Origin of the sequence: Burkholderia sp. RF2-non_BP3, from assembly GCF_001522185.1 — a bacterium.
Lineage (GTDB): Bacteria > Pseudomonadota > Gammaproteobacteria > Burkholderiales > Burkholderiaceae > Burkholderia > Burkholderia diffusa.
The window spans coordinates 465,873-488,278 of record NZ_LOSU01000033.1 but is presented as its reverse complement, the minus strand read 5'-3'; the positions used below and the strand labels follow the sequence as shown (position 1 = coordinate 488,278).

General features: G+C 66.1%; 20 protein-coding genes and 1 pseudogene. 9 read left to right on the top strand and 12 right to left on the bottom strand.

All coding sequences use genetic code 11. The features are described from left to right. Positions 1–18 precede the first annotated feature (18 nt). Positions 19–348, top strand: coding sequence for a hypothetical protein (locus tag WS45_RS35115; protein WP_156437220.1), 330 nt, complete (start codon positions 19–21; stop codon positions 346–348). Positions 349–643: 295 nt separating this feature from the next. Here WS45_RS35115 and WS45_RS18485 read toward each other — a convergent pair whose 3' ends face one another. Both WS45_RS18485 and WS45_RS18480 read right to left on the bottom strand, forming a co-directional pair. Continuing rightward, positions 644–1,120 (bottom strand): RidA family protein, encoded by a 477-nt coding sequence (locus WS45_RS18485; RefSeq protein WP_059700991.1) that lies wholly within the window; start codon positions 1,118–1,120, stop codon positions 644–646. A gap of 295 nt (positions 1,121–1,415) precedes the next feature. Then, positions 1,416–2,321 carry a LysR family transcriptional regulator gene (locus WS45_RS18480; RefSeq protein ID WP_059700990.1) on the bottom strand — a complete coding sequence of 302 codons (906 nt, stop codon included), beginning with the start codon at positions 2,319–2,321 and terminating at the stop codon, positions 1,416–1,418. 118 nt (positions 2,322–2,439) lie between these two features. Between WS45_RS18480 and WS45_RS18475 the strand changes: the two genes are divergently transcribed. From WS45_RS18475 to WS45_RS36190, 4 genes and pseudogenes are all read left to right on the top strand, one after another. After that, positions 2,440–3,030: a flavodoxin family protein gene (locus WS45_RS18475; RefSeq protein WP_059700989.1), complete on the top strand. Its 591-nt coding sequence runs from the start codon at positions 2,440–2,442 to the stop codon at positions 3,028–3,030. Between the two features lie 71 nt (positions 3,031–3,101). Beyond that, positions 3,102–4,157, top strand: a complete 1,056-nt coding sequence (locus WS45_RS18470; RefSeq protein WP_059700988.1) for an aldo/keto reductase — start codon at positions 3,102–3,104, stop codon at positions 4,155–4,157. Positions 4,158–4,286: 129 nt separating this feature from the next. Beyond that, entirely contained in the window at positions 4,287–5,726 is a 1,440-nt protein-coding gene (locus WS45_RS18465; RefSeq protein WP_059700987.1) for a DEAD/DEAH box helicase, read from the top strand. Positions 5,727–5,819: 93 nt separating this feature from the next. Next, positions 5,820–5,933 (top strand): annotated as a pseudogene (locus tag WS45_RS36190) (oxidoreductase); the annotation flags it as partial. A gap of 166 nt (positions 5,934–6,099) precedes the next feature. Here the strand turns inward: WS45_RS36190 and WS45_RS18460 are convergent. From WS45_RS18460 to WS45_RS18415, 10 genes are all read right to left on the bottom strand, one after another. Next, entirely contained in the window at positions 6,100–6,441 is a 342-nt protein-coding gene (locus WS45_RS18460; protein WP_059535940.1) for a cytochrome C oxidase subunit IV family protein, read from the bottom strand. 8 nt (positions 6,442–6,449) lie between these two features. After that, positions 6,450–7,157, bottom strand: coding sequence for a heme-copper oxidase subunit III family protein (locus tag WS45_RS18455; RefSeq protein WP_059690457.1), 708 nt, complete (start codon positions 7,155–7,157; stop codon positions 6,450–6,452). Further along, positions 7,154–7,768, bottom strand: coding sequence for a cytochrome c oxidase subunit 3 (locus WS45_RS18450; protein ID WP_059690458.1), 615 nt, complete (start codon positions 7,766–7,768; stop codon positions 7,154–7,156). The genes WS45_RS18455 and WS45_RS18450 overlap by 4 nt, the downstream gene beginning before the upstream one ends. After that, positions 7,765–9,525, bottom strand: coding sequence for a cytochrome c oxidase subunit I (gene ctaD / locus WS45_RS18445; RefSeq protein WP_059690459.1), 1,761 nt, complete (start codon positions 9,523–9,525; stop codon positions 7,765–7,767). Before ctaD ends, WS45_RS18450 begins: the two co-directional genes overlap by 4 nt. Positions 9,526–9,538: 13 nt before the next feature. Further along, positions 9,539–10,693, bottom strand: coding sequence for a c-type cytochrome (locus tag WS45_RS18440; protein ID WP_059700986.1), 1,155 nt, complete (start codon positions 10,691–10,693; stop codon positions 9,539–9,541). A gap of 317 nt (positions 10,694–11,010) precedes the next feature. Next, on the bottom strand, positions 11,011–11,523 hold the full coding sequence (locus WS45_RS18435) for a hypothetical protein (protein WP_059535952.1): 513 nt from the start codon (positions 11,521–11,523) through the stop codon (positions 11,011–11,013). Between the two features lie 56 nt (positions 11,524–11,579). Next, a complete protein-coding gene (locus WS45_RS18430; protein ID WP_059535954.1) occupies positions 11,580–12,089 on the bottom strand; it encodes a hypothetical protein in 510 nt (169 codons plus the stop codon). Positions 12,090–12,289: 200 nt separating this feature from the next. Next, entirely contained in the window at positions 12,290–13,468 is a 1,179-nt protein-coding gene (locus WS45_RS18425) for a CaiB/BaiF CoA transferase family protein (protein ID WP_059701038.1), read from the bottom strand. A 13-nt stretch (positions 13,469–13,481) separates the two neighbouring features. Then, positions 13,482–14,639 carry an acyl-CoA dehydrogenase family protein gene (locus tag WS45_RS18420; RefSeq protein ID WP_059700985.1) on the bottom strand — a complete coding sequence of 386 codons (1,158 nt, stop codon included), beginning with the start codon at positions 14,637–14,639 and terminating at the stop codon, positions 13,482–13,484. 18 nt (positions 14,640–14,657) lie between these two features. Then, on the bottom strand, positions 14,658–15,515 hold the full coding sequence (locus WS45_RS18415; protein WP_059700984.1) for an FAS1-like dehydratase domain-containing protein: 858 nt from the start codon (positions 15,513–15,515) through the stop codon (positions 14,658–14,660). Positions 15,516–15,645: 130 nt separating this feature from the next. On the opposite strand from WS45_RS18415, the gene WS45_RS18410 reads away from it, so the two are divergent. From WS45_RS18410 to WS45_RS18395, 4 genes are all read left to right on the top strand, one after another. Continuing rightward, entirely contained in the window at positions 15,646–16,596 is a 951-nt protein-coding gene (locus tag WS45_RS18410; protein WP_059700983.1) for a LysR substrate-binding domain-containing protein, read from the top strand. A gap of 478 nt (positions 16,597–17,074) precedes the next feature. Next, positions 17,075–18,037, top strand: coding sequence for a sigma-54 interaction domain-containing protein (locus WS45_RS18405; protein WP_059535964.1), 963 nt, complete (start codon positions 17,075–17,077; stop codon positions 18,035–18,037). 161 nt (positions 18,038–18,198) lie between these two features. Next, positions 18,199–18,597 carry a DUF3467 domain-containing protein gene (locus WS45_RS18400; protein WP_059535966.1) on the top strand — a complete coding sequence of 133 codons (399 nt, stop codon included), beginning with the start codon at positions 18,199–18,201 and terminating at the stop codon, positions 18,595–18,597. 9 nt (positions 18,598–18,606) lie between these two features. Next, complete coding sequence (locus WS45_RS18395; RefSeq protein ID WP_257140529.1) at positions 18,607–22,389, top strand: N-acetylmuramoyl-L-alanine amidase; 3,783 nt, start codon at positions 18,607–18,609, stop codon at positions 22,387–22,389. Positions 22,390–22,406: the final 17 nt, after the last annotated feature.

Sequence of the window (22,406 nt, the reverse complement as noted above, 5' to 3'; positions counted from 1 at the left end):
TCAGACTGGAGGAGAATCGTGTTAAGAATTCTTTTGATTTTCAGCTTCTTTTTGGCATTTGCAGCGTCTGCCCATGCGAAGATTCAGTTTGCGAACGAGTGGAGCGAGCCAGAAAACAGCGATGTGCGAAAATACGATAAGTCGGGGGCGACGAATTTCTTGAGGGGGGAGAGTGACGACCTTAAAAGAATCATCGACAGTCCGGATGCTTGCGTACTTCAAGTAACCAAGGGCTGTCATCAGAAGAGCGATCCGCACTTCACCGTCAATGGAATGAGCTCATCAAAATGCAAAGTCGATAATCTTTACGCACATACGAAGAGTGTTCATGTGCCATGTAGACCGTAAGCATATCTGACGCTCAAGCCGTCTCGACTACGTACCCAGGCTTTCTTGGGATGTCTGGATAGGTTGGCGATGGGTGGCATGCTCATTGCGCCCCGGACTTGGTTGCAAAACTCGGTTCCGAGGCCGTGGGTCCGGTAACAACAAACCGATCGAACCGTTCGTCGTATCGATCAGCGTAGTCGGCCGCTTCCAAACGAAATCTTGTCGTTTGAGCGGCACACGAGGCGTGCGGGTTGAATCCGCAAACGATCGACGACGCCTGTGTGCCACTCTCGGAGTGGCGCCCGGCGATGCCTTAGTATCCGTTCACGATCTCTACGATCGCTTCGATTTCCACAGACATCCCGTTTGGCAGAGAACCCATCCCGACCGCCGATCTGGCGTGTCGGCCGCGATCACCTAGAACCTCGACCAACAGGTCTGAGCATCCATTGATGACCTTCGGGTGATCTTGGAAATCCGGCTCGGCGTTTACCATTCCGAAGATCTTCAAAACTCCCTCCACGTGGTCGAGCGACCCCACCGCCTGCTGAATTGTCGATAAAAGCTGTAGACCCACTTGACGGGCGTCGGCGTAGCCACGATCGACACTATAATTTCGACCCAATTTTCCCTTGATCACTGAGCCGGAAGCATCACGTGGCCCCTGACCCGATAAATAAAGAATCTGACCGGATCGACGCCAGCTCACGAAGTTGGCGATCGGGGCGGGAACTGGAGGCAGCACTAAACCTAAACTTTGAATGCGATCGGCGGTAGTCATGGTGGTCATGGTTTTAGTACCCGGTTTGAACGCGAAAAGTAGATCAGCTTCGCTTGTCATTTTGGCATATCTGCCTGTGTTATATCCACGACGGCCCCCGCGTGAGTGAGGTGCTTCTATTAATGAAGCGTCCCTTTTCGAGAACGTGGAGTCGATCGTGAACAAATCATGTGATGCCATCGAACGGTTGAATCCGCCGCCGTTTTGAGCCATTCGACGCGACCGGCTGGTGATAGAACAGGAGCGGCATCGCCGTAGGACATATTGGTCGTGACGGGTGGGCGCATTCATCTACATACCGCCGTCAATCGAAATAAGGCTGCAACACCCCCTCGATCCAGTCCATGAACGCCCGAACGCGCGGCGACAGATTGCGCCGATGCGCGACGACGAGCGACGCCGCGAGAGGCTCAGGACGCAGATCGGGCAGCACCTCGACCAGCGCGCCACTTTCGATATGATTCGCGAGCGCCGAATACCCGGCCTGGATCAACCCGATGCCCGCAAGCCCGGCTGCGTGATAGGTCTGCACGTTGTTGACCTGCATCGCGCTCGGCAATGCAAGCGTCGCATAGCCGTCGCCGCTCGGATATTCCCACCCGGGGTGCCGCGCGCCGAGTGTCAGCGCGTAGTGGACCATCCGGTGTCCCTGACCGACGAGATCGTCGAGCGTTCGCGGCAAGCCATACCGCGCCAGATAGCCGGGACTCGCCGCGTTGATCATGCGCAGGCGGCCCAACGGCCGGGCAATCAGCGTCTCGTCCACGATCGGCCCCAGACGGATCACGCAATCGAATCCTTCCTGGACGAGATCGACGCGCCGATCGGTGCTCGACAGTTCCAGTTCGAGCTCCGGATGCATCGCCATCAGTTGCGGCAGCGCGGGAACCACGACGCTGCGCGCGAGCTCGGTGGGCATGTCGACGCGCAATCGTCCGCGCAGCCGCGTGCCATTGCCGGAAAACATCGACTGAAGTTCCTGTACGTCGGCCAGCAGGTCCCGCGCGCGCGCATAAAAGGCGCGTCCGTCCTCGGTCAGCTGCACGCTGCGCGTCGTCCGATGCAGGAGCGCGACGCCCACGTCGCGCTCGAGCGCGCGGACCACCATCGACACCCGTCCTTTCTGGATGCCCAGGCTTTCGGCCGCGCGCGTGAAGCTCGTCATTTCGGCGACACGGGCGAAGATCAACAGCGCGTCGAGGTTTTGCATTGTTCTCTCTGGAAGTAACAGAACGTTCAATCGGCCGTCATTTATAACTCAATTTCAACTCAGTAAAGTGCCTTCCGATGTCGTCCCCCGACGACCACCTGAACGAAAGGGCACAACCATGACACAGCACATCTCTCCGGTTAAAACGATCGTCGTCTATCACTCCGGCTACGGGCACACCGAACGCATGGCGACGGCTGTCGCGGAGGGGGCCGGCGGCGTTCTCGTCGCAATCGACGCCGATGGCAACATTGCGCAGGACGCGTGGGACGCGCTTGCCGGCGCGGATGCCGTCCTGTTCGGCTCGCCGACCTACATGGGCGGTCCCAGCTGGCAGTTCAAGAAGTTCGCCGATGCATCGTCGAAGGCCTGGTTCGAAGGCGCATGGCGCAACAAGATCTTCGGCGGCTTCACCAACAGCGCAAGCATCAACGGCGACAAGCTCAATACGCTCGAATACTTCGTTCTGCTTGCGGGGCAGCACGGCGGCATCTGGGTGAGCATGGACATCAAGCCGGCGAACCTGAAGGCGTCGATGCGTGACGACCTGAATCGCATGGGCTCCTATATCGCGCCGATGGCGCAGACGCCGGCCGATGCGTCGCCCGATGAAATGTCGCCGGGGGATCTCGAGACGGCACGCCGCTATGGCGCACGGGTCGCAACGATCGCCGGACAATTCCGGGCAGGACACGCTCGCATCAGCTGAAACCTGGCGTGCGGGGCGCCCCGGAACGGACGCCGCCGCACTTTTTCCCGCCGACCTCGAAGGAAACGGCCATGAAATACAAGCAACTGGGCCGCACCGGCCTGTACGTCTCCGAGCTGTGTCTCGGCACGATGACGCTGGGCGGCAATGCCGATGCCGGCATGTGGGCCGCGATCGGCGCGGTCGGCCAAGACGACGCGACCCGACTGATCTCGCGCGCACTGGACGAGGGAATCAACTTCATCGATACCGCCGACATCTACTCCTTCGGTCAGTCCGAACGCCTCGTCGGACAGGCGCTTCGGGACCTCGGCGTCGCACGCAGCGAGATCGTGCTGGCGACGAAGACAGCGGGCGTGATGGGCACGAAACCCAACGATCAGGGCGCGTCGCGCGGCCACATCATGGATTCCGTGCAGCGAAGCCTGGAACGGCTGCAGGTCGACCATATCGACCTTTACCAGATCCACGCGAACGATCCCGTGACACCGATCGAAGAGACGCTGCGGGCGCTCGACGATCTGACGCGTCAGGGGCTGGTTCGCCATGTCGGCGTCTCGAACTGGCGCGCCGGAAAGATCGGCAAGGCGCTCGGACTCAGCGAAGCGTTCCATGCGACGCGCTTCGAGACCCTTCAGGCCTACTATTCGATCGCCGGACGCGACGTGGAGCGCGAACTGGTGCCGCTCGCGATCGACGAGCAGATGGCGCTCCTCGTCTGGTCGCCGCTCGCCGGCGGGCTGCTGTCGGGGAAGTTCGGCCCCGGCGCGCCGACCGAAGACGGTTCGCGGCGCAGCCATTTCGATTTTCCGCCGGTCGATCTCGAGCGCGCCTGGCCGTGCGTTGCAGCGATGCGCGCGATCGCGGACGCGCGACGCGTGTCGGTCGCCCGGATCGCGCTCGCGTGGCTGCTCGCCAAGCCGCATGTCACGAGCGTCATCATCGGCGCCAAACGCGTCGAACAGCTCGAAGACAATCTCGGTGCTGCCGATATCGTGCTGACCGGGGACGAGCTTGCGCAGCTCGATGCCGTGAGCGCATTGCCGCCCGACTATCCCGGCTGGATGATCGATCGTCAGGCGGCGGGCAGGGTGCCGCGGCCTTTCACGCGTGCGGTGTCGAAATAGGGTGGCCGACGGCGATCCTTGTCGTGCTCGACGGGATCGCCCGACGCTGAACGCCGCCCCGCGCCGGGTATCCGCATGGCGATCGTCGCCGCAACCGCTAGAATTGCGGTTTTAGCCCGGAACACGTCCATGTCTTTTGCCTCGCTAGGCCTGATCGATCCCTTGCTGCGTAATCTGCAGGGCCTCAATTACCAGACACCCACGCCGGTGCAGGCCAAGGCGATTCCCGCTGTGCTCAGCGGCAAGGACGTCATGGCCGCGGCGCAGACCGGCACCGGCAAGACGGCGGGTTTCGCGCTGCCGCTGCTGCAGCGGCTGGTGCAGCACGGGCCGGCTGTGTCGAGCAACCGCGCGCGCGTTCTGGTGCTGGTGCCCACGCGCGAACTGGCCGAACAGGTGCTGCAGAGTTTCGTCGAGTACGGCAAGGGCCTCGACTTGCGGTTTCTGGCCGCCTATGGCGGCGTGAGCATCAACCCGCAGATGATGAAGTTGCGCAAGGGCGTGGATGTGCTCGTCGCCACGCCGGGCCGTCTGCTGGACCTCAATCGCCAGAACGCCGTGCAGTTCGATCAAGTCCAGACGCTGGTGCTGGATGAAGCCGACCGCATGCTGGATCTGGGCTTCGCGCGCGAACTCAACGCCGTCTTTGCCGCATTGCCGGTGCAGCGCCAGACGCTGCTGTTTTCCGCGACGTTTACCGACGACATCCGCGCGATGGCGGCGAGCATTCTGCGCAGTCCGGTCAATATCAGCGTCAGCCCGCCCAACGTCACCGCCAGCAAGATCAAGCAGTGGGTGGTGCCGGTGGACAAGCGGAACAAGCCCGACCTCTTCATGCACCTGGTGGCCGAGAACAACTGGGACCACGCGCTGGTGTTCGTCAAGACCCGCAATGGCGTGGATTACCTCGCGGCCATGCTGAACGATGCGGGTTATGCGGTCGACACGATCCACGGCGACAAGCCGCAGCCCGCGCGCCTGCGTGCGCTCGAGCGCTTCAAGACGGGCGAAGTGCAGATGCTGGTCGCGACCGATGTGGCCGCGCGCGGCCTGGATATCGACGACCTGCCGCTGGTGATCAACGTCGATCTGCCGATCGTCGCGCAAGACTACGTGCACCGTATCGGCCGTACCGGCCGCGCGGGCGCCAGCGGTGTGGCGGTGTCGCTCGTGTGTGCCGACGAAGCACCGCAACTGGCCGCGATCGAGGCGCTGATCCGGCAAACGCTGCGCCGTGAGGAAGAGCCGGGTTTCGAAGCCGAACACCGCGTGCCGGAAACCAGCGCGACCGGGCAGATCGTCAAGAAACCCAAAAAGCCGAAGAAGCCCAAGGTGCCGCAAGCGGGGGCGGGCGCCATGCCGGCGGCCGGCAAAAAGCCGCGACCGCAAGGCGGGGAAGGCAAGCGCAAGCCCACGGGGCAGCGCGCCGCGCCCGCGGGCAAAGGGGCAAGCCTGTCGAGTGGTAGCCCGTTCAGCGTGCAAAAGCCGCGCGGCAAACCGGCTGGCAAGACGTCGGCGGGTTCGCGGAAGCCGGCTGGCAAGCCCGCGGGCGGGCGCGGGACGCGCTGATGCCGATCGGGGCGGCGCGGACTGCCGCCGTGTAGTCGAACATCGGTCGATCGCGCGCACCCGAACCTGAATATCGGAACATGGCGGGCTTGCGTCCCCGGCGCGGACTGGACGCGTTTCTTCGACGTCAACGTCCTGAGCGGCGTACGCCTTGCCCGCCTGTTCCTGCCGGCGATGAAGCAGGCCGGCCGGGGGCGCATCATTTTCAACGAGCTCCGTGGCCGGACTGGCTCCGGCCAGTCCGGATTATGCTCGTTCAGTGTTCCGATGCGATCGGTCGATTGCCGGGCAAAGCCAGCCGCTCGCACGCCGGCGCGCCGGATCGTACGTGATCCGAAGCATCCGTCACCCGAGGAACGAACGAGAACCGCGATCAGCGAAAGAAGAGTTCCCGCATCCCGAAGGTGTGATGCGCTTCGGCGGCCATCAGCACCATGAGCACCAGCAGGCACAGCGGCGGTATCAGGATCGCGTACACCAGCGCCAGCCGCTCCCACATCATGTGCATGAAGATCGATACGATCAGCCCGGCCTTGGCGATCATCAGCACGACGATCAGCACCCAGCGCATCAGGCCCTGCACGTGGAAATAATCCACCAGATACGACAACGTGCTCAGGACGAACAGCAGGCCCCAGATCTTCAGGTAGATGCCGATCGGATGCTGCTGGCCGTGCGCGGCGTCGGGGCGATCGGCGGGATCGGAGTGGTCCATGGACTGCCTCACCACAAATAGAACAGCGCGAAGATGAACACCCACACCAGGTCGACGAAGTGCCAGTACAGGCCGGCGATCTCGACGATCTGGAAGTTGCCGTGCTCGGTGAACCCCGGCTGCAGGATCTTGCGTGCGATCAGCAACAGGTAGATCACGCCGCAGGTCACGTGAAAGCCGTGGAACCCGGTGATCATGAAGAAGCACGCGCCGAACTGCGTGGCGCCGAGCGGGTTGCCCCACGGGCGAATGCCTTCGTGGACGATCAGCTTGGTCCATTCGAAGGCCTGCATCGACACGAAGGTCACGCCGAGCAGCGCGGTCGCCAGCAACAGCGCGGCGGCGCGCCGTGCATTGCGCCGGTAGCCGAAATTGACGGCCATCGCCATGGTGCCGCTGCTGGTGATCAGCGTGAACGTCATGATGGCGATCAGCAGCAACGGCACGTCGACGCCCGCCACCGTGAGCCCGAACACCTTCGACGTGTCGGGCCAGGGCGCCGTGGTCGACATGCGCACCGTCATGTAGCCGATCAGGAAACTGCTGAAGACGAAGGTGTCCGACAGCAGGAAGATCCACATCATCGCCTTGCCCCACGGCACCTTGAAGGCTTCGCGGTCGGCCGACCAGTCCGTGACGATGCCGCGCCAGCCGTCAGGCCCGGCGTCGGCGGGCGGGGTGGCAGCGGATTCCGGCGGGAGCGTGGGCGAGGTCATGGCGCGGCTCCATACAGCGGCCCGCAGATGGCGGCGACAACCGCCGGGGTGAGCCACCACATCGCGGCCAGCAGCACGAGCCAGACCGCCAGCAGGAAATGCCAGTAGAGGGCGCACAGCGAAATGGCGCGTTGAGCCCGGAACGGGTCCACATGCCGGCGTTGCACGATCGTCACGGCCCAGGCCGCCAGCCCGCCGAGCACGTGCAATCCGTGCAGGCCGGTGAGCAGGTAGAGGAAGCTGTTGGAAGGATTCGCGATGACGGTCTGCCCGGCCGCCGACAGCATGCGCCACGCGGTCAGTTGCCCGATCACGAACACGGCGGCCAGCACGCCGCCGCACACCAGCCACGCCACGCGGTGCACGGTCAGCTGCCGGGCCCGCTGCATGGCGACGCTGGCCAGCGCGAGCGCGCCGGTGTTCCACCACAGCAGCGCCGGATGCGGGATCGGCTGCCAGTCGGGCTCGCGCATGCGCATGCCGTACGCGAGCAGAAGCAGTGAAAACAAGGCCGTTGCCACGGCCATGAACACGATCAGGCCGACGCGGCTCGCATTCGGCAAGACGGGCGGCGGCGTGTCGGGAACGAAGGTGCGCGGCAGCGTGGTCATTTGCGTACCTCGCCGGGTTGAAGCGTCGAGCGGGCCGGTTCCGGTTCCGGTGCCGTCGCGGGCGGCTGGTTTTGCGGGACGAAGTCTTCCGCTTGTCCCGGCGGGCTGTATTCGTACGCCCAACGGTAGACGACGGGCAGTGCGGCCCCCCAGTTGCCGTGCGCCGGCGGCGTTTGCGGCGTCTGCCATTCCAGCGTGGTGGCCCGCCAGGGATTGCCGTCGGCACGCTTGCCGCGCACGAGGCTCCACGCCAGGTTGTACAGGAACAGCAGCTGCGCCACCGCCACGATCAGCGCGACGACGGTGATGAACGCGTTGAGCGTCTGCGCCGAGTGCGGAATGAAGCTGTAGCCCTCGTACGCGTAATACCGCCGCGGCATGCCGAGGATGCCGAGATAGTGCATCGGGAAGTAGATCGCGTAGGTGCCGACGAAGGTGGCCCAGAAGTGCGCGCGCCCGAGCGTGTCGTCAAGCATGCGGCCCGTCACCTTCGGATACCAGTGGTAGATGCCGCCGAACACCACCAGGATCGGCGACACGGCCATCACCATATGGAAGTGCGCCACCACGAAGTACGTGTTCGACAGCGGAATGTCCACGCTCACGTTGCCGAGATAGAGCCCGGTCAGCCCGCCCAGCACGAAGGTGCTGATGAAGCCGATGGCGAACAGCATCGGCACGGTCAGGTGGATATCGCCACGCCACAGCGTCAGCACCCAGTTGTAGACCTTGAGGGCGGTCGGGATGGCGATGATGAGCGTGGTGGTCGCGAAGAAGAAGCCGAAGTACGGATCCATGCCGGCGATGAACATGTGGTGCGCCCAGACCACGAAGCTCAGTGCGCCGATGATGACGATTGCCCACACCATCATCCGGTAGCCGAAGATGCTCTTGCGCGCGTGCGTGCTGATGAGATCCGACGCGATGCCGAAGGCCGGCAGCGCGACGATGTAGACCTCCGGATGCCCGAAGAACCAGAACAGGTGCTGGAACAGCAGCGGGCTGCCGCCGGCATGCTTGAGCGATTGCCCCATCGACACCACGGCCGGTATGAAGAAGCTGGTGCCGAGTGTCCGGTCGAGCAGCATCATCACCGCCGACACGAACAGCGCGGGAAACGCGAGCAGCGCCATGATCGTCGCGGTGAAGATGCCCCACACCGTGAGCGGCATGCGCATGAGCGTCATGCCGCGGGTGCGCGCCTGCAGCGTGGTGGTTACGTAATTCAGGCCGCCCATGGTTGCCGCGACGATGAAGATCGCGAGCGACACGAGCATCAGCACGATGCCCCATTCGACGCCCGGCGTGCCGGGCAGGATGGCCTGGGGCGGATACAGCGTCCAGCCCGCGCCGGTCGGCCCGCCCGGCACGAAGAAGCTCGCCACCAGCACCAGCACGGCCAGCAGGTAGACCCAGTAGCTCAGCATGTTGAGAAACGGGAACACCATGTCGCGCGCGCCCAGCATCAGCGGGATCAGATAGTTGCCGAAGCCGCCCAGGAACAGCGCGGTCAGCAGGTAGATCACCATGATCATCCCGTGCATGGTGACGAACTGGTAATAGTGGTTGGCGTCGATGAAGCTGAACTTGCCGGGAAAGCCGAGCTGCAATCGCATCAGGTCCGACAGGACGAGGCCGACCAGGCCGATGGCGATGGCCGTCAGCGAATACTGCACGGCGATGACCTTGTGGTCCTGGCTCCAGACATAGCGGGTCCAGAAGCTTTTCGGGACGTGATCGGTGTGCGCGTAGGGCATTGCGTCTGCTCCGCTAGGGCTGGCGGTTGGCCGCGGTGCTGGCAGCCGCGCCGCCTTGCGATTCGATGTAGGTCACGAGCGCGGTCAGCTCCTGCTCGCTCAGGTCGAAATGCGGCATGATCGGTGCGTACCCCTTCACGACGCGGGCCGTCGGGTTGCGGATGAACGCGCGCAGATAGGCTTCGTCCACCTTCGCGGTGCTGCCGTCGGCCATCGTTTCGGTCTTGCCGTACAGGCCCTTCCAGGTCGGGCCCACGCGCGGACTGCCGTCCACGGTATGGCACGCGAAACAGCCCTTGGCTGCCGCGAGCGCCTTGCCCTGGTCGGCAAGCGCCTGGGTGCTGCCGCCCGCCGTGGCGGCGGCGGCCTGCACGCCGGCCTGCTGCCGCTGCGCGAAGGTGGCCTGCTGCGCCAGCCAGCGCGAGAACGATGCTTCGTCTTCCACCACCACCACGCCGCGCATGCTGGCGTGCCCGAGACCGCAAAGCTGCGCGCACAGGATGTCGTAACGTCCCGCCCTGGTCGGCGTGAACCAGAAGGTCGTCACCATGCCGGGCACCATGTTCATGCGCGCACGGAACGGCGGCACATAAAAGTCGTGCAGCACGTCGAGCGACCGTGTCAGGACCTGGACCGGCCGGTTCAGCGGCAGGTGGACCTCGGGCGTCTCGATCAGGTAGTTGTCGCGGCCGTTGGGGTCGGCGGGATTCAGGCCGAACGGGTTGTCGTTGCTGACGTAGCGCACGTCCGTCGTGCCCAGCTTGCCGCCGGGGCCGGCGAAGCGGAAGCGCCATTGCCATTGACGGCCGAGCACCTCCATCTGCAGCACGTTGCTCGGCGGCCGGATGTAGTCCGCGTAGACGAACAGACCGGGTGCCAGCAACGCCGCGACGCCGACGGCGGTCAGGCCGATCAGCCACCATTCCAGCCGCCGGTTGTGCGGCTCGTAGGCCGCGCGATGCCCGCCGCGGTGGCGGTAGCGCATCAGTGCGATCGCGATGAACAGGTTGATCGCGATGAAGAATGCGCCGGTGATGACGAGCGTGATCGTCAGCATGTCGTCCATGCGCACCCAGTTCGACGCGATCGGCGTGATCCACCAGGGACTGGCAAAGTGAAACCCCACCGCCAATGCGATGATCACGATCAGGGCAATCGCAAGCGCCATGGGCCGCCTCGCCGCGCGTCACACGCCGGAGCCGCCAATCCGCGCTCCTGGCATCGTCGTGCCGCCTTGCCGGATTTCGTATTACATGTTGCCGGCAGTCCACCAAGTCCGATTCGCCAAGCGTCGTCGGCGGCTCTAAAGAAAAGGTAGTCTGCTCCTTTGCATCGTGCAAGGCAGCGGAATGGAGGAAGCACGCTCCCATACCCGCATGCATCGCACAACTGACGGTTCAACCTCCCCGCGACGACGAGCAAAACGGCCGCCCCCGGCGCGGATCGTCGAGGCAGCCGTCCTGCGCGGCGCGAAGCAACGGCGTGTCAGGGCGTCGCGTTCTGCTTGCGCCGTTCGAGCATGCCGTAGACGACGGCGGTGACCACCCCGAACAGCAGGTTGGCCAACAACGGTCCGGAGCCGCGCTCCGAGATGAACCAGGGGAACACGGCGGTCATCACGTAGAAGTTCCAGACATACGCGACGATCCCGAAAGCCAGGCCGATGACGGCCTCCATGCCGACGCTCGAATCGAAGCGGAACGGGGCCATGATCGCGGCGAGGATCATCCCCATGATGGCGCCGAGCACGTAGTGCAACAGGAGCGCCACGCCCACGATGCTGAAGCTGAACACCGACATTTGTTCGAGCGCGCCACGGCCCATCACCATCGCCGCGATCTTGTGGGTCGGTTGCCACGGGCTTTCATCGAGCACCATGGTCGACCAGAAGAATTCGAGCACGATCACCAGGGCGCCACCCGCGAGACCGGCCACGGCAGCGGCGAGCCAGTCCGGCATGCGCCGTTGCCAATGGTGTGACTGAATGTGCAGTTCCATAGGACCTCCTTGCCGAAGGATCGACCTCAGCACTCAGGCAGGCCGGTTTCCGCGTGTCAGGGGAAAACCGGTGACGTAGGCTCGCCGCCCTCCAGATCCGCCTGCGGAAAATGTCGGGCGATCATCTGCTCGATTTCCTGCTCTCGCAATGCCGGCACGTCGGCCATGATCAGAATCTGGCCCTCCTTGATCGCGTCACGAAATCGCTCGAGTCGCGCATTCGGTTCGGCGATGCCGATCATACCGGCCGTCCACGCGCCGAAGCCCGCGCCCACCACCGTCAATGCGACGACGGCGCCGCCCGCGATCACGAGCTCGGCAGGGGGGAACACGAGCGCGACGAGACCGATGAGCGCGCCCGTCGCGCCGCCGAGTGCGACACCACGCTCGAGCGCGTGCACGACGTCGCTGCTTTGCAGCAAAGACGCTTCGGGCAATTCTTCAAGGGTGACGCTGTGATCGGCGAGGACGTGGATATGGCGCCAGATGATGCGCGCGCGGAGCAGGTCATCCACGATCGCCTTGGCCATCTGCGTGTCGGGTACGAGGAAATAGAGGCGCCTCATGTCGGCCCCCTTTTTCAGTCTGGAGTACGTTCTATTTTATGTCACCATCGGCAGCGTGGTGCCTGCGCGCGCGTACGGGGTTACACGCGATCACGCTTGAGTGCGCTGTAAAGGGGGCGAACAGCACGTCAGCGGAAATTCGCACGGAACCCTTTTTATCGAACGCTTCGCGCGCTTCGCTCAACGCGAAAAGGCCCCCGTCAGACCGTGCCGGATGCGTGCAACGTATGAATCTGTTCATCGGCATAGCCGAGTTCGCGCAGCACGGCATCGGTATGCTGGCCAAGCGCCGGCACTGGATCCATGCGCGGCTCGTCGCTCGGTGCGACACCGGGCGGCAACAGGGCAGGGATCTTGCCAGCCGGCGTATCGACGCGGGTCCAGCGATGTCGCGCGGCGAGCTGTTCGTGCGCCCAGACGCCGTGCATGTCGTTCATCCGCGCGTTCGCGATGCCGGCTTGCTCGAGCCGGTCGATCACGTCGGCGGCCGTCAGCGTCGAGAACGCGCGGACGATGACGGCCGCGAGTTCGTCACGATTCGCGACGCGGCGGCTGTTCGACCCGAAACGCTCGTCGGTCGCCAACCCGGGCATGCGGATCACGGTCTCGCAGAAGCGTTTCCATTCGCGCTCGTTCTGCAGCCCGAGCATCACGGTCTTCCCGTCGCCGGCCTTGAATGGACCGTACGGAAAGATCGTCGCGTGCGATGCGCCGGCTTGCGGCGGCGGCGACTGTCCGTCGATCGCGTAGTAGAGCGGATAGCTCATCCACTCGACCATGCTTTCGAGCATCGACACGTCGATGTGCCGGCCGTGTCCGGTGCGGCCGCGCTCGATCAGCGCGGCGAGGATGTTCGTATACGCATACATGCCCGCGGCGATGTCGGCGATCGAGCAGCCGGCCTTGGCCGGCTCGCCGTCGGAGCCGGTAATGCTGAGGAATCCGGATTCACTCTGGATCAGCAGGTCGTACGCCTTCTTGTCGCGGAACGGTCCGTCGAGCCCGTAGCCGGAAATGTCGCAGACGATCAGGCGAGGATAGCGCTCGCGCAGCGTGTCGTCGTCGAGCCCCAGGCGCTGCGTCGCGCCGGGTGCGAGGTTCTGCACGAACACGTCGGCATCGGCGAGCAGTCTGTGCACGATGTCGAGCGCCGCGGGCTGCTTGACGTCGAGCGTGATGCTTTCCTTCGAGCGGTTGGTCCACACGAAGTGGGACGCGAGCCCCGACACGCGTTCGTCGTAGCCCCGCGCGAAATCGCCGACGCCCGGGCGTTCGACCTTGATCACGCGCGCGCCGAGATCCGCGAGCTGGCGCGTGCAGAACGGCGCGGCGATCGCATGCTCGAACGTGACGACCTTGATGCCTTCCAGTGGGCGCATGCTCATTGCTCCGTTAGAACGAACGCGGCAGGCCGAGGATATGCTCGGCGACGTACGACAGGATCAGGTTCGTCGAAATCGGCGCGACCTGATACAGGCGCGTCTCGCGGAACTTGCGCTCGACGTCGTATTCGCACGCGAAGCCGAAGCCGCCATGGAACTGCAGGCACGCGTTCGCGGCTTCCCAGGACGCATCGGCGGCGAGCAGCTTCGCCATGTTCGCCTGCGCGCCGCACGGCTCGTGCGCGTCGAACCGGCGCGCGGCCTCGAAGCGCATCAGGCTCGCCGCCTCGACGTTGACGAACGCGCGGGCGATCGGAAACTGCACGCCCTGGTTCTGGCCGATCGGGCGGCCGAACACGACGCGATCCTTCACGTACCGCGACACCTTGTCGACGAACCAGTAGCCGTCGCCGATGCATTCGGCCGCGATCAGCGTGCGCTCCGCATTCAATCCGTCGAGGATGTACCGGAAGCCCTGGCCTTCCTCGCCGATCAGGTTCTCAGCGGGGATCTCGAGGTTGTCGAAGAACAGCTCGTTCGTCTCGTGGTTCACCATGTTCGGGATCGGGCGCACCGTCATCCCGTTGCCGATCGCGTGATGCAGGTCGACGATGAAGATCGACATTCCTTCGGACTTCTTATTCACGTCCGACAGCGGCGTCGTGCGCGCGAGCAGGATCATCAGGTCGGAGTGCTGCACGCGCGAGATCCACACCTTTTGCCCGTTGATCACGTAGCGGTCGCCCTTGCGTACCGCGGTTGTCCTGACCTTCGTCGTGTCGGTGCCGGTGGTCGGTTCGGTCACGCCCATCGACTGCAGACGCAGCGCGCCGCTCGCGATCTTCGGCAGATAGCGCTGTTTCTGCTCGGCCGAACCATGGCGCAGCAGCGTGCCCATGTTGTACATCTGGCCGTGACACGCGCCGGAATTGCCGCCCGCACGGTTGATTTCCTCCATGATCACCGACGCCTCGGTCAGGCCGAGGCCCGAGCCGCCGTATTCCTGCGGAATCAATGCGGCGAGCCAGCCGGCTTTCGTCAGCGCGTCGACGAACGCGTCCGGATAGCCGCGTTCCGCGTCGATCTTGCGGAAATATTCGGCGGGAAATTCGCCGCACAGGTCGCGAACGGCTTCGCGAATGGCTTGGTGCGCGTCGGCAGGATTCATGTTTCGTATCGGGGAATGTCAGGCGAGGATCGCGCTCGCGGACATGGTCAGCCAGCCGTCGTGATCCCTGGCCCAGAGATCGACGGTCTTGCCGTCGTCGGCGAGGCGGCCGCACACGCTGAAGGTGTTGCCGAGGAAAGTCGGCCGTACCGCGCGATACGCGTATTCGCCGATCGTCGCACCGGGCAGCGAGCGCGTGACGAGATCGAGCAGCAGCGTCGAGATGAGCGGGCCGTGCACGACGAGGTCCGGATAGCCTTCGACGTCGCGCACGTAGGTGCGGTCGTAGTGAATGCGATGGCCGTTGAAGGTCAGCGCGGAATAGCGGAACAGCATGACTTCATCCGGCGCGATGTCGCGCTGCCATTGCGCATCGTCGGGTGCGGCCTTCGGCGGGGGCGCGGCGGCGCCGGGCGCGGCCGGGCCGCGATAGACGATGTCGTGTTCCTCGCGGATCGCGACTTCGCCCCCGGATTCGATCACGTGCTCGACGGTGACGAAGCCGAGCGTGCCGCTGCGGCCTTCCTTGCGTTCGACTGACAGCACGCGCGACGTGCGCGTCGCGATGGCGCCGATCGTCAGCGCGCGTTCGAACGTCAGGCGGCCGCCGGCCCACATGCGCCGCGGCAGCCCCAGGTCCGGCAGGAAGCCGCCCTTGCGCGGATGACCGTCCGGGCCGAGTTCGGCCTGCTGCGCGATCGACCAGAAATACAGCCAGTGCCAGGCGGGCGGCAACGCATCGCCGGTCGCGGGAACGGTCGGATGGTCGAGCGTCGCCGCGAGGGCGATTGCCCGTTCGGTGCTGATCAGGTCGGTCGCGACCTGTTGGACATCGTCGCTGGCATGCGACCGGGGCGCGTTCACTGTCACCTCCATCGCCGGGCAGGCCGGCGGTTTCGACTTGGCATGAAGTGACTCTAGGTGAAGCTCGCGCGCGGCGGAAATACCGTTTGAATGTGCCGGTCATAGGGGTACCCTATGACTTTTTCGCATCGACCAACCCGCCATGGACATCCGCCAGCTCCGTTACTTCGTCAGCATCGTTGAATACGGGAGCCTCGGGAAAGCGGCCGAAAAACTGTTCGTCGCGCAGCCGTCGCTGAGCCAGCAGATCGCGAAGCTGGAGGGCGACATCGGCGTCACGCTGCTGGTGCGCAGCCCGCAGGGCGTGAAGCCGACCGCGGCCGGACAGGCGCTGTATCGCCATGCGCGGCTCGTGCTCCGGCAGATGGAGCAACTGCGCCAGGAAGTGCGGGAAGGCGCGGGCAGCGAGTCGGGCACGGTCGCGGTGGGGTTTCCCACCACGATGACCGCGAGCCTCGCCGTGCCGCTGTTCGAACGGGTGAGGGCGCGCTATCCGGGCATCCGGCTGCAGTACCTCGAAAGCATGAGCGGCTTCATCAACGAATTGCTGGCGAACGGGCGGCTCGACCTCGCGATCCTGTTCCGCGAATCCAACACCACCGGCATCACCGCGATGCCGCTGTTCGACGAGGTGCTGTATCTGCTCGGCGAGCCGGGCGGCGCGGTGTCGTCGCGCACGCGCACGTGCACACTCGCGTCGCTCGCCGGCGTGCCGCTCGTCGCGCCGGGCGTGCAGAACGGGCTGCGCCTGCTGCTCGAACGCACATTCGCGCGCGAGGACGTGCCGCTCAACGTCATCGCGGATATCGATTCGCTGCCGACGATGATCTCGCTCGCGCAGTCGGGGCTCGCGTGCACGATCCTGCCGGCGTCCGCGCTGGCGTCGCGCGAGCCGTCCGGCCGGCCAAGGATGCGCCGGATCGTCGAGCCGGAAATTCGCCGGCCTGCCAGCCTGTGCTGGTCGAACACGTCTCCGGTCAATTCCGCCGCGCTCGCCGTGCGGCAAACGATCGTCGAGCTGGTCGGCGAACTGGCCGCGAGCGGCGCGTGGACGGGCATCACGTTGCGCGAGGGCGAATCCGCGCCGTCGTGACGGGCGGGGTGAGCGGAATGCGCGGACGGCCGCCGCGGATGCGGTGTGCGAAGTCTCCGCGCGCGCCGCGTGAACGATACGCATTCTCCAATGCCGCGCTCGGCATTTCGTTCGGCATGCTGATTGCTGACGGATCGATGAACATGCGTGACATGACACACACATCACACCTTCGCCATTACGTCGAGCATGCCCGAGTCGATCGGATCGCCCGCGCACCGGCGGCCGGCCGTCCGCGCGCAAACATCGACCGTCGGCAGGTTGTACGAAGCGCGATATTGAAACTACACTGATTATCGGCCGGCGCCGAGACACGCGGCTCATCCATTCAACACGCATCACAGTACTAATTAAACGCGTGCCGACAATCGCCATAGAGGATGCTTGCCTTGTTCCTCAACATCCACCGGGGGAAGTGGCGATGAAAATCGGGGCTGCGCGTCATCCGTCAGCGGTTTGTTAGCCGAACGGCGCGCGCATGAACACGACCGCAGGCATTCACGCGACGTCACTCGGGCTGCACGGCTCGAGCCCGGCGATGGCCGACCTGCGCCGCTATCTGGCGAAGGTCGCGCAGACCGATACGACGGTGCTCGTGACCGGTGAAACCGGCACCGGCAAGGAGCGCGTCGCCACCGCCGTCCACCGCCTCAGCCCGCGAACCGACAAGCCGTTCATCGCTGTGAACTGCGCCGCGGTGCCCGACAGCCTGTTCGAGTCCGAGATGTTCGGTCACGAGCGCGGCGCCTTCACGAGCGCCCAGAACGCGTTTCCCGGCCGCTTCGTCGAGGCCGACGGCGGCACGCTGTTCCTCGACGAAGTCAGCGAGATGCCGCCCGCCGTTCAGGCCAAGCTGCTGCGCCTGCTCGAGGACCGCACGGTGATGCCGGTCGGCTCGTTGCGCCGGCGCCCGGTCGATGTCCGGATCGTGGCCGCCAGCAACGAAAGTCTGGAGGACCTGGTCGCGGAACGCCGTTTCCGCGCCGACCTGTTCTATCGCCTGAACGTCGCGCGCATCGAGATCCCGCCGCTGCGGGAGCGGCCGGAGGACATCGCGTCGATCGTCGATCACTTCGTCGCCGAGCACAACCAGCGGCGCGCGATGCGGGTGGGGCGGCCCGATCCGGCGTTGCTCGAATGCATGCGGCACTACCGGTGGCCGGGCAACGTGCGCGAGCTGCGCAACCTGGTCGAGGCGTTGTTCGTCGATGCGCCGGAAGGGCGTCCGTTCGGGCTGGGCGACCTGCCGCCGGCATTCCGCCGCCTGTTCCTGCAGGATTTCTCGGCCGGCGAGCACGAGCGCGAGCGGCTGGTCTCGGTACTGCGCCAGACCAACTGGAACAAGATGGAGGCGGCGCGCCAGATGAACTGGTCGCGCATGACGCTGTACCGCAAGCTGGCCAAGTACAACCTGGACGCCGGCAACACTGCCTCGGTGTGACAGCCGGGCTGTCACATGGTACAGCCCCGCCGCATTCGCGAATCCCGCTCCGGTCGGGAAATTCCACGCCAAATCAAGCGCTTGTGTCGGCGCATGCGCATTGGCCCGCTCCTTGCGAAGCAGAACGGACAGACCGCCCGTCGCCATGCAAGGAGGCCGTCGTGCACGTCATCGAGCCACTCCAGGACGCCCCGCCGGAACCGGCGCAGCCGGCCGGCCAGCCACGGCCGCTGCTCGCCAGCTATGCAAACTATTTCGAGGTCGGGCACAACGCGTTCGAGTTCCTGATCGATGCCGGGCAGGTCGAGCCGCAGTCCGGCAACGTCCAGTTGATGAGCCGCGTCGCGGTCAGCCCGGTGCACGCCAAGCTGCTCGCGCAACTGCTGGCGAGCGCGATCGCCCAGTTCGAGGCGACCCACCACGCCATCCCCGACATCGCCGAACCGGAAACGGATCTGGCGATTCTTCCCCCGCAGGAATTCGAGCGGCGCGCGATCGACGCGCGCAGCAAGCCGATGCTCGGCGGCCGTCGCGACGAGCCCGATCAAAACCAGAGCTGAGGACACGACATGGCAGCGCAACTCCATCCCAACCGCATGGTCCTGACCGACCGTTTCCCGATGCTGGGCTTCACGATTCGCGTCGGCCACGCGCCGTGCGTCGCGGAACTGGTGATCGCCACCGATCCCGCGCTGTTCACGCGCAAGGACGGGCGCACGTCGTCGACGTTCTACACCAGCCGCGAGGACGGCCTGCTGGCGATCCCGCGCGGCGAAGCGGTGTACATGGTGCCGCCGGCGGTGCTGGCGCGCTTCGTGGGCGCGGGCCGCCTGTGGTTCGGTCTCGCCACGGCCGCTTCGTCCGATGCCGACGCGTGGACGATCGACGTGCTGCCGAATGCCGACAGCCCGTACGTGTCGCTGTCGGGGCTCAGCGATCGCGGGTTGCGCAGGGTCCGCGTGTTCCCGACGCGCGGTGGCGCCGCCGCCAGGAGTCCGCTGTTGAACTGGGCGGGCGACGGCACGCGGCCGGGCGCGACCGCCGTACCGGCGCCTGCCGCGCCGGGCGCCGCTTCCGCCGCGCCGCGGCCGGCCGTCGAACCCGTTGCGCCGCACCACGATGTCCATTACGACGACGGGTTCGGTCCGCTTCCGCCGCTGAATGCTGCAACACCCGTCGAGGCGAAGCCCCTGGCGCCGGCGCCGGCACCGGCCGCGCACCCGGCGCCCGCCACCGCGCCGGCGCCCGTCTCGCAAGGGATGAGCGACGATGCCGAGTTCCGCATCGCCGGCGACCGACGCAGTTTTACCTGGCCGCGGCCGCGCAAGCTGTCGACCGTCGAGCGGGCCGCGCTGCGCGCGATCCTGAGCGCGAATCCGGCCACCGCGTCGCTGATGCTGCTGCTGCCGGTCGCGATGCGCAACGGCCTGTCGGTCTCGATCGGCGCGGGCGCGGGCGCCGGAATGGAATCCGGGGCCTCGGGCGCGGTCGGCGTCATCTTCGACGCCAATGGCGACGACATCGGCGTGTTCGTGTCGGGCGAGCTCGACTTCGGCTACATCGTGTCGGCGAGCCTCACCGGCCAGATCAGCCTGCTGCGCGGCCATATCGACGACTTCTCGGGCACCGGCACGACCGCCGGCGTGATGGTCGGCGAAAGCGCGGCCGGCGGCATCTCGGCGCTGTTCAACGCCCGCGGCGAATTCGTCGGCGTCACGTTGTCGGCCGGCGTCAGCGTCGGCAGCCCGGTGAGCATCTTCGTCGGTGTTTCGCGCGCCGCGGCGGGCACGATTGCCACGTCGTCGTCGCTCGCGTGGTCGCGCGCCCTGAGCGACGACCCGGAAGCCTACGGCATCGATACGCCGCCGTACAGCGACGACGATGCGGGCGCCGAGCCGCCCGCGACGGCCAGCGCGCTGGCGCTGGGCGCGCGCGAGAACAGCCTCGTCACGCGCACCGCGGCCAGCCCGAATTTCGACGAGGGACGCGGCAGCAAGACGATCGATCGCATCATCATTCACATCGCCGACGTACCCACCGTCCAGCGCGTGGTGAATACCTTCACCAATGCCACCTCGAAGGTGAGTGCGCATTATCTGGTCGGGCAGGAGGGCGAAGTCGTCCAGTTCGTCTCCGAGGCCGACACGGCATGGCACTGCAAGGGCTCGAACCAGCGCAGCATCGGCATCGAACACATCGCGGTGAAGCGCGGCGGCGCCGACTACCCGCGTCGCAACGGCACCGTCCAGCATTTCGACGCGCTGGCGCCGACCCAGCTTCAGTACGAAACCTCGGCCGCGCTGGTCGCGTCGCTGTGCGACAAATATCAACTGCCGATCAATCGCACGACGATCATGGGCCATCGCGAGGCCGACACCTCGACCGGCCATACGGCGTGCCCCGACGGCAACTGGGACTGGGACTACTTCATGCGGCTGGTCACCAGCCGCACCTGCCAGCCGCAAGCGGCCGGCCAGGCGCTGGGGCTCGCCGCCCGCGGCCTCGGCGACGACATTCCGCTCGACCCCGGCGTCGGCGGGCTGTCGATCGGCACCGACGCACTGGAGATCGGCGACATCATTCTCAGCACCACCGGCAATCCGGGCTCCGGCGTCATTCGCGCGGGCTCCGGCGCCGAGGTCAGCCACGCGATGCTCTACGTCGGCCAAGGCGGGCAGGTGATCGAGGCGATTCCCGGCGGCGTTCAGCTGCGTCCGCTCGCGGATGCGCTGGCCGATGCGCGCCTCGCGGTCGCGTTCCGGGTGCCGGGCCTGACCGATACGCAGCAGCGGCAGGTCGCCGATGCCGCCGCGCGCTATCTCGATCGCGGTTTCAACTACGTCGGGCTGGTCCGCTGCGGCAGCTATCTGATCGACCGTCGCGCATGCGACCTGCTGTCGGGCGACGCGGCGGAGCGCTGCCGCCGCTTCGTCGGCCGCATCGAACTCGGAGACGGCGCCGACACCGACAACTTCTTCTGCTCGCAACTGGTCGCCCAGTCGTTCCAGGACGCAGGCAGGCCGATCGTGACCGTGCCGCCTCACTGGGTGCCGCCGGGCGATCTCGCCAGCCTGTCGACCGGCACGATGGCCCCTGGAACGCTTGCATACGTCGGTCATCTGAAGGCGCCGATCCCGAGCCGCGGCTTTTTCGGCATGAGCCAGGCGCTGGCGGTCGCGCCGGGCGCCGCGCGCGCGCTGGGGGCCGACGACTGGACGGTGAACTGGGACGACGTGCAGATGACGCCGCAGCCCACCGACATGGGGTGCTGGGCGACGGCCGCGTCGATGGTGCTCGGCTGGCGCGACAACCAGAGTGTCGATCCGGCGCTGCTGGCGCGCTGCATCAGCCTCGAGCGCCAGATGCGGGACGGCCTGGCGCCGGCCGAAGTGGCGGGGTTCGCCGCCGCGTCGACCCTCACGGTCGAGCCCAACGCGTGCTTCGCGCCCGAAGGCTTTCGGCGGCTGCTGGAGGCGAACGGGCCGATCTGGGTTGCCGAAGTCGTGCGTGCGCCGGTCAACTTCTTCCATGCGGTGGTGGTGACGGGCATGTATCGCAGCGGCGACGCGTATTTCGTGCGGATCACCGATCCGCTCGACCGCGTGGTCGGCACGCCGGGCCATCCCGGCGCGCGGACCCTGCCGCCGACCCACGCGACCGGCAGCCGCTACATCATGACCTACGAGGATTTCGTGTCGGAATTCGAGGCGGCGGCCGGCATCGGCGTGATCCAGCTCATGCATTCGGGCGGCACGTTCGGCCACACGATCAATCGCGGCAGCGCGGCGGGCGCGGGTTACGCGCTCGGCATCGAGCCGCCGTCCGCGGGCGGCGAATTCGGCCTCGGCGTGACCCTGACCCGGCGCACCGAGAGCCGAGACGGGCGCAGCTACGATCTCGCGCAGCTGGCGGGGCTGGTCCAGCCCGCCAACGCGCTGGCGGGCGGCGCGGGGCAGCCGCGCATGGCGGGTCAGCGCATCACGCTCGACGACTGGCCGTACATCGACGGGCCGAGCGGCCGCACGTCGGCGCCGGTGTCGATCGACTGGGCGTGGCAGGGCGGCGCGGTCGGCGACGTGACGATCGCCGCGGCCCAGGGGCAGATGCTCGACGGCTGGACCGCGTTCGTGCGCGCCGATATCGGCCGCGGTTCGGGAACCCCCGAGCGGGCGAGCGTCACGCTGCGTATCACCACCACGTTCCGGCATGCCGGCGAGGAGGAGCAGGTCGGGGTGACGGAGGTGGTGCTGAACGGCGACGGCCGCTTCCAGACCGTGCACGGCGCCGACGGCGCGACGCCGCTTCCGGCAAGCGGCACGCAGCCCGCGCCGCGCGAACCGCAACCTGCCTGACCCTCGAGGGACACGCG